This window comes from Candidatus Pelagibacter sp. HIMB1485 (assembly GCF_052048055.1).
Taxonomy (GTDB): domain Bacteria; phylum Pseudomonadota; class Alphaproteobacteria; order Pelagibacterales; family Pelagibacteraceae; genus Pelagibacter.
In genome coordinates this window covers 20,063-33,010 of the sequence record NZ_JBNAIN010000002.1, presented here as the reverse complement: position 1 = coordinate 33,010, position 12,948 = coordinate 20,063, and the positions used below count along the sequence as shown (strand labels likewise).

The 12,948-nt window shown below is 29.0% G+C and carries 15 protein-coding genes and 1 tRNA gene; 12 read left to right on the top strand and 4 right to left on the bottom strand.

Features of this window, described 5'->3' with window-relative positions:
- Window positions 1-4 precede the first annotated feature (4 nt).
- Together ACTTA4_RS02615 and ACTTA4_RS02610 are read right to left on the bottom strand one after the other, a co-directional pair.
- The gene (locus ACTTA4_RS02615; protein ID WP_075506763.1) at window positions 5-280 is read right to left on the bottom strand and encodes a sarcosine oxidase subunit delta; all 276 of its coding nucleotides are present in this window, start codon (window positions 278-280) and stop codon (window positions 5-7) included.
- Window positions 280-1,533, bottom strand: a complete 1,254-nt coding sequence (locus tag ACTTA4_RS02610; protein ID WP_440633420.1) for a sarcosine oxidase subunit beta family protein — start codon at window positions 1,531-1,533, stop codon at window positions 280-282. The genes ACTTA4_RS02615 and ACTTA4_RS02610 overlap by 1 nt, the downstream gene beginning before the upstream one ends.
- 67 nt (window positions 1,534-1,600) lie before the next feature.
- Here ACTTA4_RS02610 and ACTTA4_RS02605 point away from each other — a divergent pair.
- A tRNA-Ser gene (locus ACTTA4_RS02605) sits at window positions 1,601-1,692 on the top strand.
- Here the strand turns inward: ACTTA4_RS02605 and ACTTA4_RS02600 are convergent.
- Window positions 1,693-3,879, bottom strand: a complete 2,187-nt coding sequence (locus ACTTA4_RS02600) for a lytic transglycosylase domain-containing protein (RefSeq protein WP_440633419.1) — start codon at window positions 3,877-3,879, stop codon at window positions 1,693-1,695. It abuts the tRNA gene before it with no gap.
- Between the two features lie 43 nt (window positions 3,880-3,922).
- On the opposite strand from ACTTA4_RS02600, the gene dapA reads away from it, so the two are divergent.
- Genes dapA through recO form a run of 10 tightly spaced genes read left to right on the top strand, consistent with a single transcriptional unit; the run spans window position 3,923 to window position 11,245 of the window.
- On the top strand, window positions 3,923-4,798 hold the full coding sequence (dapA, locus tag ACTTA4_RS02595) for a 4-hydroxy-tetrahydrodipicolinate synthase (RefSeq protein ID WP_440633418.1): 876 nt from the start codon (window positions 3,923-3,925) through the stop codon (window positions 4,796-4,798).
- Entirely contained in the window at window positions 4,798-5,268 is a 471-nt protein-coding gene (gene smpB / locus ACTTA4_RS02590; RefSeq protein ID WP_440633417.1) for an SsrA-binding protein SmpB, read from the top strand. The genes dapA and smpB overlap by 1 nt, the downstream gene beginning before the upstream one ends.
- A complete protein-coding gene (gene folK, locus ACTTA4_RS02585) occupies window positions 5,234-5,752 on the top strand; it encodes a 2-amino-4-hydroxy-6-hydroxymethyldihydropteridine diphosphokinase (protein WP_440633416.1) in 519 nt (172 codons plus the stop codon). Before smpB ends, folK begins: the two co-directional genes overlap by 35 nt.
- A gap of 20 nt (window positions 5,753-5,772) precedes the next feature.
- Window positions 5,773-7,518: a RelA/SpoT family protein gene (locus ACTTA4_RS02580; RefSeq protein ID WP_440633415.1), complete on the top strand. Its 1,746-nt coding sequence runs from the start codon at window positions 5,773-5,775 to the stop codon at window positions 7,516-7,518.
- Window positions 7,475-8,062 (top strand): orotate phosphoribosyltransferase, encoded by a 588-nt coding sequence (pyrE, locus tag ACTTA4_RS02575; RefSeq protein ID WP_075506756.1) that lies wholly within the window; start codon window positions 7,475-7,477, stop codon window positions 8,060-8,062. The genes ACTTA4_RS02580 and pyrE overlap by 44 nt, the downstream gene beginning before the upstream one ends.
- Entirely contained in the window at window positions 8,059-8,778 is a 720-nt protein-coding gene (locus ACTTA4_RS02570; RefSeq protein WP_440633414.1) for a pyridoxine 5'-phosphate synthase, read from the top strand. Before pyrE ends, ACTTA4_RS02570 begins: the two co-directional genes overlap by 4 nt.
- Window positions 8,778-9,161, top strand: a complete 384-nt coding sequence (acpS, locus tag ACTTA4_RS02565) for a holo-ACP synthase (protein ID WP_440633413.1) — start codon at window positions 8,778-8,780, stop codon at window positions 9,159-9,161. The genes ACTTA4_RS02570 and acpS overlap by 1 nt, the downstream gene beginning before the upstream one ends.
- On the top strand, window positions 9,161-9,898 hold the full coding sequence (gene lepB, locus ACTTA4_RS02560; protein ID WP_440633412.1) for a signal peptidase I: 738 nt from the start codon (window positions 9,161-9,163) through the stop codon (window positions 9,896-9,898). The genes acpS and lepB overlap by 1 nt, the downstream gene beginning before the upstream one ends.
- Window positions 9,898-10,563 carry a ribonuclease III gene (rnc, locus tag ACTTA4_RS02555; RefSeq protein WP_440633411.1) on the top strand — a complete coding sequence of 222 codons (666 nt, stop codon included), beginning with the start codon at window positions 9,898-9,900 and terminating at the stop codon, window positions 10,561-10,563. The genes lepB and rnc overlap by 1 nt, the downstream gene beginning before the upstream one ends.
- Before the next feature lies 1 nt (window position 10,564).
- Window positions 10,565-11,245, top strand: a complete 681-nt coding sequence (gene recO, locus ACTTA4_RS02550) for a DNA repair protein RecO (protein ID WP_440633410.1) — start codon at window positions 10,565-10,567, stop codon at window positions 11,243-11,245.
- On the opposite strand, the gene hemB is transcribed toward recO, so the two are convergent.
- Complete coding sequence (hemB, locus tag ACTTA4_RS02545; RefSeq protein WP_440633409.1) at window positions 11,246-12,235, bottom strand: porphobilinogen synthase; 990 nt, start codon at window positions 12,233-12,235, stop codon at window positions 11,246-11,248.
- 73 nt (window positions 12,236-12,308) lie between these two features.
- On the opposite strand from hemB, the gene ACTTA4_RS02540 reads away from it, so the two are divergent.
- Window positions 12,309-12,947 (top strand): aspartyl/asparaginyl beta-hydroxylase domain-containing protein, encoded by a 639-nt coding sequence (locus ACTTA4_RS02540; protein WP_262589157.1) that lies wholly within the window; start codon window positions 12,309-12,311, stop codon window positions 12,945-12,947.
- The last annotated feature ends 1 nt before the right edge of the window (window position 12,948 follow it).

Here is a 12,948-nt window from a genome sequence, read left to right as displayed (position 1 = left end):
TGTTTTATATCGAAGGGGGTTTCTCTCCCATTTTATAGATTGCTTTAATCTCATCATTCGAAGTGTCTCTAATCATATTAAACCATTTACGACAACCATGAGCATGGTTCCATCTTTCATATTGAACACCTTTAATATTTTTTCTCATAAATAAATATTCTGCCCATTCATCATCACTAAGTTCTGTCGGTTGTTTTGGTCTTTCTATATGGGCTTCACCACCAGCTTTAAATTCTTGCTGATCTCTCTCACCACAATATGGACAATTAATAACAAACATTAGTGAGCAACTGCTGCAGCACCATGTTCATCAACAAGGTCTCCACTTACAAATCTATTTAAATTGAATGCTGCATTAAGTTTATGTGGCTCATCATTAGCAATTGTGTGTGCAAACAAATCTCCTGATCCAGGTGTTGCTTTAAAGCCTCCAGTACCCCAACCACAATTAAAGTAAAGTCCTTTGATAGAAGTTTTACTTAATATTGGACTTGCATCAGGACATATATCTACAATTCCTCCCCATTGTCTTAACATTCTCATACGGCTAAAAATTGGATACAATTCTAAAATAGCATTTAAAGTACCTTCAACTATTTGATGACTTCCTTTTTGAGTATATGAAACATAATCATCTGTTCCAGCGCCAATAACTAATTCACCTTTATCAGACTGACTCACATAAGCGTGTACAGCGTTTGACATAACAACCGTATCAATTATTGGTTTCACTGGTTCTGACACTAGTGCTTGAAGAGGTTTGCTTTCTAGAGGAAGTCTTATTCCAGCCATATTAGCGATCACACTTGAGTGTCCAGCTGCCACAACTCCAATTTTTTTTGTTTTAATAAATCCTTTTGTTGTTTCTATACCTTCAACACTATCACCATTTCTTTTTATACCTTTTACTTCACAATTTTGAATTATATCAACACCCATTTCATCAGCACCTCTAGCATAACCCCAGGCAACAGCATCATGTCTTGCTGTACCAGCTCTCCTTTGCAATGTACCACCAAGTACTGGATATCTTATATCTTGGGATGTATTTATAATTGGACAAAACTTTTTAACTTCTTCTGTACTCAAGTAAACAGCATCAATGCCATTTAGTCTATTTGCGTGTGTTCTTCTTTTTAAATCTCTTACATCTTGCAAATTGTGAGCAAGATTCATTACACCTCTTTGACTAAACATTACATTGTAGTTTAACTCTTGAGATAATCCTTCCCAAATTTTTAGCGCGTGATCATAAAGTCCAGCACTAGCGTCCCATAAATAATTAGATCTAATAATTGTAGTGTTACGACCAGTGTTTCCTCCACCAATCCATCCTTTTTCAACAACGGCAATATTTTTCATATTGTGTTTTTTTGCTAAATAGTATGCTGTTGCTAGACCGTGACCACCTCCACCAACTATAACAGCATCATACTCTTTTTTTGGAGCAGGGTCTTTCCATGCTCTTTGCCAATTCTCATGATATGAAAGAGCGTTTTTGATTAATGAAAATACTGAGTATTTATTTCCCATAATAATTGAATAATTACTTTATAAATATTGAATTTTCAATAAAATCACTTATTACACAATGTCATACGGAGAGATGGGTGAGAGGCTGAAACCAGTCGTTTGCTAAATGACCGTGCGAGGAAACTTGTACCGAGGGTTCGAATCCCTCTCTCTCCGCCACTAATATAAAGGCTGATCTTTAAAAAAATCTTTCATTACTATTGGATTTTGTTCAAGTACATATCTGTACACATTATAATTTTCCAATACACGCTGAACATAGTTTCTAGTTTCTCTAAATTTAATTAGCTCAACCCAATCAACATAATTTATCTGTTTTTTTTGTGGATCCTTATTTAATTTTTTCCAATATTTGACTCTATTTGGACCAGCATTGTATGCAGCTATTGCAAATGGGTAAGCACCATCATATTGCTGAATTAAACCGGCAATATAATGAGATCCCAAATTTATATTGTACTCTGGATCAGTTGTTAATCGAGATTTTGCATAAGGAAGCTTTGCTTGTTTAGCAACTAATTTTGCTGTGTAAGGCATTAATTGCATTAAACCTTTTGCACCAGCATGACTATTTGCTTTTAAATCAAATTCACTTTCTTGTCTTATAATTGATAAAATTAATGCACTTTCAGGAATCTTTCTTCCGTTAATGTATTTAGGTGTGCTTATTAATGGATAATTGTATTTGTTATGAAATCTTTTTTGATAAGATGCAATTTTTGATACTTGTATTGCAAAATCATATCTACTAATACTTGTAGCAAGTTCAGCAGCTAAAAGTTCACTGCCTTCAGAAACGTTATCATTAGCAAGATGTCTTAAGATGAATTTTGTATACTTGTCTTTATCTAACTCATGTAAAAGATGTGTAATTTTTACTAATTCTTTATTAAAAAAAGCTTTTCTATATTCATCTTCAACCAACATTGTTTTATCAAGTTCAAATTTTCCATTAGGATTAATTTTTAAAAATGCTAGTTGTCCGTAATATGTAGTTAAATATTTTGTAGCCTCTTTATACCATTTTTCCGATTGATCCTTATCTTGTAGTTTTTCATATGATCTACCTAACCAGTATGCGCCCCTAGAAACACTTATTGGATAGTTAACATTATCAAAAAAGTTTTTAAAATGATCTTTGGCAAGAAGTGGATCATTTAAAAAACTTAGTGCTATCCAACCACTCATCCATTCTGCCTCTGCAAATTCAGATCCTTCAGACATTCCGTGATTGCTACTAATTTTATAAGCTAGTTCATATTGTTTTTTGTAAATTAACTTTCGAGAAATGATTTCTCTTTCTTTCCACCATTTGTCAGGTCTAACTAAATAATCTTTATCATTTCTTATCTTGAGCAAAATTTCAGTAGAAGACTCCAATCGTCCCTTTTTTCTCCTCCACTTTAAACGATCATAGTTTAATCCAGCATCATTTTTAAATTTGTTTGGAACATTTTTGATTGCTTGATCTACTCCGTATCCCTTGGTCATCAAAATATGTCTTGCAGTATAGAGCAATTCATAGTCTTTAGGTAAATATCTGATCAATCTTTTTAAATCCCAATGATCACTATTCCATGCTAGATGATCAGCTCTTTTAATATAGTCATTTGCATCAAGATATTTTTTGTATTTTTTTCTGAAAAACCTTAACTCATTTTTTGATAAATCTGCAGAAATCCATCCATTTTTAATCAGAGCAATACCTTTTGCTTTATCTCCTGATAAAATATGACTTTCACCTAAAATCATCTTACCATATCCACTTAAAGGTTCATTTTTTGAAAACCAATTTATTATTTTTCTTGGAGATACTTTTTCCGTAGAAAGTTTATGCTCAGCCAAATATCTCAATCTATCTATTCTTGGATAATCTGAATTTTCCTCGATAAAGACTTGGTAATCAAAAAATGTCTCTTGATTACCTGTTGTTAATAAATGTCTCCACTTTATAAAATTATATATAGATCTATCTTTAGCTTTTTTTGAGATGTTAATTGCAGATTTCCACTGACTTTTTTGCATTTCGCCAATAGCTTTTTTTGCAATCCCAAAATCTTTTTTATTATAAAATTTAGAAATTTTTACTGTTCCTGAATTTATTAACCCTCTTATAACTGGCTTTTTTTTAGGTAAAAGAAAACTAAGTTTAGTCTCTTTTTTAGTAACCTTTTTCTCAACTTTAACTTTTGACGGTTTTTTTAGAGGTTTGATTGTATTTAATATTATTTTTTTGTTTAATTCTTCAGAGGATAGCGATGGTTTTTTTAAAGGTACAATCTGTGCCCAACTGAAATTAAAGCTAATCAAGGAAGTTATTATTAAAAATAATAATTTTTTAATCATAATCTTTTGGTATATGAATCTTTAAACTATGTTATAAGTATTTATGTTCAAAGGATCAAATGTTGCTTTAATTACGCCGTTTAAAAACAATCTCTTAGATGAGGAGGCGTATATTAAATTAATACATTTTCATATTGAAAATGGAACTAATGGGCTTGTACCTGCTGGTACAACAGGAGAATCCCCAACATTAAGTCATGATGAACATCAAAAAGTAATTGATCTCTGCATAAAAGAAAGTAATGGAAAAATTCCAGTTATAGCTGGAACAGGTTCAAATTCTACTGAGGAAGCTATTTCTTTAACTTCACACGCTGAAAAGGCAGGTGCAAATGGTGCTCTAATCGTAACACCTTATTATAATAAACCTACTCAAGAAGGTTTGTACCAGCATTATAAAGCTATAAATGACAAATGCGGGATACCAATAATAATTTACAATATACCAGGTAGATCAGTTATTGATATGAATGTTGATACAATGGCAAGACTGTTCGAGTTAAAAAATATAGTTGGTGTAAAAGATGCCACTGGAGATTTGGATAGGGTTGATCAACAGTTATCAAAAATGGGTAAAGAATTTGTTCAATTGACTGGTAATGATGACAATGCGCTAGAATTTAATAAAAGAGGTGGAGTAGGTGCAATAAGTGTAACAGCAAACATAGCACCAAAACTTTGTTCAGATTTTCAAAAATTTTCTAAATCTGAAAATGATATTGGTGAAGCTGAAAAATTAGATAAAATTTTACAGCCAATTCATCATTCAATGTTTGTTGAAAGTAATCCTAGTCCAGTAAAATATGCTGCTAAATTATTAAATCTATGCGAAGATGATGTTAGATTGCCTCTGGTAAAAGTTACTGAACAAACTAAGGAAATTGTTAAAAAGTCTCTTCAGTCAGCAAAATTGATTTAATGAACAAAAAAACCAATTCTGGTTTAAAAATAATTTGTTTAAATAGGAAAGCTAGTTTTAATTATTTTTTTGAGGATATTTTAGAAGCAGGAATTGTTCTTAAAGGTTCTGAAATAAAATCAGTAAGAGATGGAAAAATTAATATAGCAGACTCTTATGCAGTTGAAAAAAATGGAGAAATAATTTTAATTAATTCTCACATTTCACCTTACAAACAAGCAAGTTATTCCAATCATAACCCAACCGATGAAAGAAAGTTGCTGCTAAATAAAAGAGAAATAAATAAATTAATTGGAAAAATGCAAAGAGACGGATTTACTATTGTTCCAACAAAAATGTATTTTAAAAAAGGGAAGGCCAAAATTGAATTAGCAGTTGCTAAAGGAAAGAAGCAATACGATAAAAGAGCAACAAAAAAGAGCAGAGACTGGAATCGTGAAAAGGCAAGATATATCAGAAAATCAAGCTAAAATTGTTTATTTAGGTATTGGCTCTAATTTGGGTGATAGAAAAAAAAATATAGAAATTGCAAAATCTCATTTAAGCGAAAATAATTTGGATTTTTTATCTATCTCAAGTTTTTATGAAACACCTTCTTGGCCGGACCCCAAAAAACCTAAATTTTTAAATGTAGTTATCAAGGCAAAGTTTTGTTTTGATCCAGAAAGTCTCCTTAAAATATGTAAGAAAATTGAAATCTTATTAGGAAGAAAAAAAGGTAAAAAAAATGATCCACGTATTTGTGATATTGACATTATTGATTTTAATAAAAAGGTTTTAAAAGTAAAAAACAAATTAACTTTGCCTCATAAACTTATGCATAAAAGAAATTTTGTTCTCATCCCTTTTTTTGAAATTCAAAAAGAATGGCATCATCCAATTATTAAAAAAGATCTTAAAAGCTTGATTTCTTCACTCTCTAAAGCAGACATTAGGTCTATTAAACAAATTTAAATTAATGTTATAATAAGGTTATGCTAAATTCTAATGAACTAATTAATAAAGTTAAAAATTATAATAAATTTTTAAATCCTGAAAAATTAGATAAAGCTTATAATTTTGCTGTAAAGGCCCATAAGAGTCAAAAGAGAGCCTCCGGTGATCCTTACTCTGTACATCCAATTGAAGTTGCAAATATTTTAACAGAGTTAAAATTAGACAGTGCTACAATTGCCACTGGGTTATTGCATGACACTATTGAAGATACCTTTGCAACTTATGAAACAATAAAAGCTGAATTTGGTGATGAGGTTGCTGATTTAGTAGATGGTGTCACTAAAATATCTGTTTTTGAAAATACAGCAGGATCAAATTCTAAAGTAGAAAATTTTAGAAAATTAATTTTAGCAACATCAAAAGATATTAGAGTTTTGTTAGTAAAAATTGCAGACAGATTGCACAACATGAGAACAATTAAAGCAATTACTAAAGCGGAAAAAAGACAAAGGATTGCTCAAGAAACAATGGAAATTTATGCTCCATTGGCAGACAGAATGGGTATGCACAGAATACGTGATGAGCTTGAAGATTTATCGTTTGAAATTTTAAATTACGATGCAAGAAAATTAATAAAAAAAAGACTTGATGAAATAAAATTAGATAGAAAAGATATTTTTGAAGAACAATCATATGAACTCAGTGAAATATTGAATGATCACGAAATTAATGCTGAAATTTATGGAAGAGAAAAAACTCCATTTTCAATATGGAGAAAAGTTCAAAAAAAAAGAGTTTCATTAGAGCAGATAACAGACATCATTGGCTTTAGAATTATATTAGATACTATTGATAACTGTTATAAAACTCTTGGTATATTTCATAAGAAATGGAACTGTATTCCTGGTAAATTTAAAGATTACATCTCTTCGCCCAAAATAAATGGATATAAGTCAATTCATACTTCAGTTATTGGTTCAAATAAAAAGCCTATAGAGATTCAAATTAGAACAAAAGAGATGCATGACTTTGCACAAAGAGGTGTTGCATCGCATTGGCAATATAAATCTTCTGAAAAATTTAATTCATTAAGTTGGAAAGAGTATGATTGGTTAAAAGATTTAGTGGAGATTATTGAAAAAAACGAAAATCCTGAGGACTCTTATGAGTATACAAAGCTCCAAATGTTTCAGGAAAATGTCTTTTGCTTCACACCAAAAGGATCTGTAATTAAATTACCAAAAGATGCAACAGCAATTGATTTTGCTTATGCTGTTCACACTAAAATTGGTAATTCTGCAATCGGATGTGAAGTAAATGGAAATAACAGTGAATTACAAACAATATTGAGAAATGGTGATAGGGTTAACATTCTCACATCTAAAAATAGTTCACCATCACTGCATTGGATACCTACCACCAAAACTGGTAAAGCAAGAGCTGCTATTAGAAGATATTGGCATGATAAAGGTGAGCAAAAAGAGGAAAAAACAAAAAAATATAACACTACACTTTGGATTTCTTTGCCTGATAAACCCGGTCAACTTGGTGACATAAGTTCATTAATTGGAAGTCATAAACTTAACATTTCTAATTTAGAAATGGCAGGTAAAAATCCAAATTATATTAATTTTAAATTCAGATTAATAATTAGAAATCTTAAGAATTTTACAAATTTTATTGCAGAGCTAAAGCAAAAAGGTATAAAATTTAAGATAATTAGACACGAAGAAAAAAGAAATGCTTTCACTCAAAAAATCCTTAAATATTTTAAAAAAGACTGATGCGTTATTAGAAGGACATTTTGTTTTATCCTCAGGACTACACTCTCCAAAGTATATTCAATGTGCTAAACTTTTAAGCTTTCCTTATTTAGCTGAAAAAATTTGCAAATCACTAGCAAATAAAATTAAAAAAAATTTTAAAAAAATAGATTTAATACTCGCACCTGCTATGGGTGGTGTAATAATAGGTTATGAAATTGGTAAAATTTTAAAGAAAGAAACAATTTTTTGCGAGAGGGTTAATGGAAAATTTACTCTCAGACGAGGTTTTAGTATAAAAAAAGGAGCAAGAGTTTTAATTATAGAAGATGTGATTACGACAGGTAAATCTAGTTTGGAATGCGTAAAACTTATTAAAAAATCAAATGCAAGACTTGTTGGATTTGCTTCTATAATTGACAGATCAACAAAAAAATCTCTGAAAATAAAAAATAAAATTGTTTCTCATTTAAAAATAGATGTGCCTAGCTATAACCTTAAAAATATACCTAAATCTCTAAAATCAATTCCCATTACCACTCCAGGAAGTAGATTTATTAAGTGAAAAGACTAGGTGTAAATATAGATCATATTGCAACACTGCGTAATGCACGTGGTGAAAAACATCCCAATCCAGTATTTGCAGCAAAAAAAGTTATAAAATTGGGTGCAGACTCCGTAACTATTCATTTGAGAGAAGATAGAAGGCATATAAATGATTTAGATACTAAAGAGATTTGTGCTTTGAATAAAGTTTTAGTGAATCTTGAAGTCTCAATGAATAGTGAAATAATTAAAAAAGCTTTAATATATAAACCAAATTACATTTGTATTGTTCCAGAAAACAGAAAAGAAATAACTACTGAAGGTGGTTTAAATCTAAAAGATAATTATAAAAAATTAAAAGAAATAATTTTTAAATTTAAAAAGTCAAATATTAGAACTAGTTTATTTATCAATCCTAATTTAAATGATATTAAACTTTCAAAAAAATTAAATGTGGATTGTGTTGAAATTCACACAGGAAAACTAGCTAATTATGTTAAATCGCATAAAAATTTTTCAAGCGAATTAAATAGAATTAAAAAAAGCTCAAAACTTGCATCTAAGCTAGACATAGAAGTACATGCAGGTCATGGTTTAGATTATAAAACGACTAGAATTTTAACAAAAATTAAAGAAATCGAGGAATTCAACATAGGACATTTTATTATTGGAGAGTCGATATTTTATGGTCTACCCAAAGTAATTAAAGATTTTAAAAAAATTATTAAAAATTAATGAAAATTTTAGGTATTGGAGTGGATATTATTGAAAATAAAAGAATTAAAGAAGCTATAAAAAATAAATCTTTTATTAATCGAGTTTATAGTGTGAGAGAACAAAGACAATCAAACTTAATAAAAAATAAAGTGGCCTTTTTTTCAAAAAGATTTGCAGCAAAAGAAGCATTTGCAAAAGCTTTGGGTACTGGATTTAGAATTAAATTGAACTTTAAAGATATAGAAGTAGTTAACGATAAAATGGGTAAACCAAATTATGTTACAAACAAAAAAATCACTAAAATGATCCAAAATAAATTTAAAATTAAAAAATATAATTGTTTTCTATCCATTTCTGATGAAAAAAAATATTCAACAGCATTTGCCATTATTCAATCATAATGAAACTAGATAAAAACTTTTTTTCAGAAAATATAAAAACTTTATTTTATGCTTTGATAATTGCAGTAATAATTAGATCACTTTTAGTGCAACCTTTTTATATACCTTCTTCTTCGATGGAACCCACATTACTTGTAGGTGACAGATTATTTGTTACGAAATATTCATACGGGTATAGTAAACATTCGTTCCCTTTTAGTCCGCCAATACTTAATAAAAGAATAATGTTTAAAAGTCCTGAAAGAGGGGATGTAATTGTATTTAAAACACCAGCTGACAATAGAACAGATTATATAAAACGTTTAATTGGGCTGCCAGGAGATAAAATCCAGTTTATTGATGCCAATCTATATTTAAATAGTAGCGAAATACTTAAATCTAAAATCCCACTTAAAACAAAAATTTATTGTGGTGATACAACAATAGATGTCTTAAAGTTTGAGGAAAAATTACCTAATGGTAAAAAATTTCATACAGTTTATTTAAAAAATTATACCTATCAAAATTCAGATGTTTTTACAGTTCCAGATGATCATTATTTCTTTTTAGGTGATAATAGGGATTGCTCTAAAGATAGTAGATTTCTTTCAAGTGTTGGTTATGTTCATAAAGATAACTTAGTTGGTAAGGCTCAATTTATTTTTTTTTCATCTGATAAAAAATTAGGAAGTTTTATTGAATTTTGGAAATGGCACAAATCTATAAGATTTAAAAGAACCTTTAATGTTATTAATTAATGAAAATAAAGTATCAAGAACTAGAAAAAAAAATAAATATAGTTTTTAAAAACAAAAATTTATTAGACCAATCTCTAACTCACAAAAGTTTTAATTCCTCTAAAAATAATGAGAAAATTGAATTTTTAGGTGATCGTGTACTAGGACTGGTCATGGCTAAAAAATTATTAGAAATTTATCCCAACGAAAAAGAGGGAATACTTGATAAGAAATTTGCTTCACTAGTAAATAAAAAATCTTGTCTTGAAATTGCAAAATCAATTAATTTAGAAAAATATATAAAAACTTTTAATCCAAGAAATAAAAATATAAAAATTGAAGATAAAATTATTGCAGATAGTTGTGAAGCTTTAATAGGAGCAATTTATCTGGATAAAGGTTTTAATATTGTTGAAAAATTTATTTTAAAGCAGTGGGAAGCAAAAATTAGTGATAGCGTTGTTACCGAAATTGATGCCAAAACCAAGTTACAAGAGCAAACATTAAAAAAATTTAAAAGTCTTCCTAAATATAAATTAATCTCAAATACTGGACCAAGACACAAACCTATATTTAAAGTAGGTGTAAAATTACCTAATACAAAATACTTTATTGGAATTGGCAATTCCAAAAAAAATGCTGAGCAAAGTGCTGCTACAGAGTGTTTAAATAGTTTCAATAAATGATATGAATTGGTCTGATGAAGGTTTTTTGTTAAGTAAAAATAGATATAACGAAAACTCCTTGATTGTAGAAATTTTCACCAAAGAAAAAGGCAAAGTGTCAGGCATCATATTTGGTGGAACATCAAAAAAAATTAAAAATTATCTGCAAATAGGAAATAAATTGCATGTTAATTATAACTCAAAAAATGAAAATAGGATTGGCTACTTTAAAGTTGAAATTTTAAATGCTTACAGCCCTATGTATTTTGATGATAGACAAAAATTATCATGTTTAACTTCTGCCATGAATTTAATTAAAATTTTAACAGCAGACGCCCAATCAAATGAAAAAGTTTTTTTCATAATTCAAAATTTCTTTTTAATTTTACAAGATAAAAATTGGTTAAAAAAATATATTTTTTGGGAATTAGAATTACTAAAAATATTAGGTTATGATTTAGAATTAGAAAATTTAGTAGAGAAAGATACTGAAAATAACGAAACAGTTTACTATGTTTCATCATTAAATGAAAAAAAATATGTTCCAAACTTTCTTATTGAAAAAGATAAAGAGGTTCAAGATATTAAAATTTTACTAAAAGGTTTGAAGTTAGTTAATGATTATCTAGATAAGACAATTTTAAAACCAAACAATATTAATTTTCCAAACAATAGATTGTTATTTCTAAATACTTTAAGGTGATTACTTTATTATCTTGTCAATTCGATCAGCGTAATAACTCACAATTGCATTTGCACCAGCTCTTTTGAAAGCCACTAAACTTTCATACACTACATCTTTATTTACAAGGTTTTTATTAATAGCATTTTCTATTAGACTGTACTCACCAGATACTTGATACGCAAAAACTGGGATTTTGAATTTTTCTTTAATTGATTTAATTATATCCAAATATGGCATTCCTGGTTTAACCATAACCATATCAGCTCCTTCTTTTATATCTAAAGCAACTTCTCTTAATGCTTCATCAGCATTTCTAAAATCCATTTGATATGTTTTTTTATCTCCTTTCAAAGATTTTTTTGACCCTACTGCATCTCTAAAGGGACCATAAAAGCTGGATGCATATTTTGCTGCATAAGATAAAATCTGAACATCTTGGAAATTGTTTTGATCGATTGCTTTTCTAATTTTACCAATCCTTCCATCCATCATATCTGATGGAGCTAAAACATCACAACCCATTTCAGCTTGAAGCAAAGATTGGTTTATTAAAACTTGGATTGTTTCATCATTTAAAATTTTATCAGATTTGATTAATCCGTCATGTCCATGAGAGGTATAAGGATCCAATGCAACATCACACATAATTCCAATTTGATTTTTGTATTTTTTTTTAATCATTCTTGATGCTCTACAAACAAGATTATTTTCATTGAGTGCTTCTGAACCAAGTTCATTTTTCAATGATTTTTTTGTATTTGGGAAAAGAGCAACCATTGGAATTCCTTTGCTTATCGCTTTGTCGATAATTTGACTGATTCTATCTACTGAATACCTGTAGACGCCAGGCATCGATTTTATATGTTGTTTTTTATTTACTCCATCAATAAGAAAAATTGGAAGAATAAAATCATTAGGACTTAGGGTATTTTCCTGTATTAGTTTTCTAGTCCAGGAAGATTTTCTGTTTCTTCTTAATCTTAGGCTTGGATATTTTCCTACAATCATGTTTAAATTTACTTTATTAATGCGACAAATGTATTATACAAATATCTCTTAAATTAAGTACAAAACCATTTTTATGAGCATTGATAACACAAAAGTTGTAAACCTAAACCTAAAAAAAGAAGAAAGAATTTTAGATTTTAGTGATTTTCAAAAACAAAACTTGAAATTTGATATAAATAAACTTCAAGAGGCTTATAACCAAATTATTAAGACAAAAAAATTCGAAGATGCTGGGATAACACACTTTGGAGCTATTTCATTAACTCAAATTCCTGGTGATCCTGATTCAATCAAAGGCAATAAAGCTAGAGGTGTTTATTGGACTAAACCTGATAAAACTGGAAAAGAGGTTTCTAGAGATGTAGAAATTGATGAAGCAGCTTATTCTGAATTTATAAAAGATTATGAGAATACTTATTTTAAAGAAGTTTATGATGTTTTATCAAGTAAATATAAATTGGGTAGAGTAAGAATTTTGCTAAAAGAACCAAGATCAACTTTAAGTTGGCATAGAGATCCAGAACCAAGATTGCATATTCCAATCGTAACTAATCCTGGATGCTTAATGGTTATAGATAATGTTGCAAAACATATGCCTGCAGATGGTTCTGTTTGGGTGACTAATAACACAAAATATCATAATGCATTTAATGGTGGTGAAGAAAATAGAGTCCACCTTGTTGCTTGTGTGCTAGATTATAAATTCAATTAAT

What these genes read in the sequence shown, in the direction of transcription:
- ACTTA4_RS02600 (WP_440633419.1), bottom strand. Translation starts at nt 3,879, where the DNA reads ATGATTAAAAAATTATTATTTTTAATAATAACTTCCTTGATTAGCTTT.
- ACTTA4_RS02615 (WP_075506763.1), bottom strand. Translation starts at nt 280, where the DNA reads ATGTTTGTTATTAATTGTCCATATTGTGGTGAGAGAGATCAGCAAGAA.
- lepB (WP_440633412.1), top strand. Translation starts at nt 9,161, where the DNA reads ATGAAACTAGATAAAAACTTTTTTTCAGAAAATATAAAAACTTTATTT.
- pyrE (WP_075506756.1), top strand. Translation starts at nt 7,475, where the DNA reads ATGCTTTCACTCAAAAAATCCTTAAATATTTTAAAAAAGACTGATGCG.
- rnc (WP_440633411.1), top strand. Translation starts at nt 9,898, where the DNA reads ATGAAAATAAAGTATCAAGAACTAGAAAAAAAAATAAATATAGTTTTT.
- smpB (WP_440633417.1), top strand. Translation starts at nt 4,798, where the DNA reads ATGAACAAAAAAACCAATTCTGGTTTAAAAATAATTTGTTTAAATAGG.
- acpS (WP_440633413.1), top strand. Translation starts at nt 8,778, where the DNA reads ATGAAAATTTTAGGTATTGGAGTGGATATTATTGAAAATAAAAGAATT.
- ACTTA4_RS02580 (WP_440633415.1), top strand. Translation starts at nt 5,773, where the DNA reads ATGCTAAATTCTAATGAACTAATTAATAAAGTTAAAAATTATAATAAA.
- ACTTA4_RS02610 (WP_440633420.1), bottom strand. Translation starts at nt 1,533, where the DNA reads ATGGGAAATAAATACTCAGTATTTTCATTAATCAAAAACGCTCTTTCA.
- hemB (WP_440633409.1), bottom strand. Translation starts at nt 12,235, where the DNA reads ATGATTGTAGGAAAATATCCAAGCCTAAGATTAAGAAGAAACAGAAAA.
- recO (WP_440633410.1), top strand. Translation starts at nt 10,565, where the DNA reads ATGAATTGGTCTGATGAAGGTTTTTTGTTAAGTAAAAATAGATATAAC.
- dapA (WP_440633418.1), top strand. Translation starts at nt 3,923, where the DNA reads ATGTTCAAAGGATCAAATGTTGCTTTAATTACGCCGTTTAAAAACAAT.
- ACTTA4_RS02540 (WP_262589157.1), top strand. Translation starts at nt 12,309, where the DNA reads ATGAGCATTGATAACACAAAAGTTGTAAACCTAAACCTAAAAAAAGAA.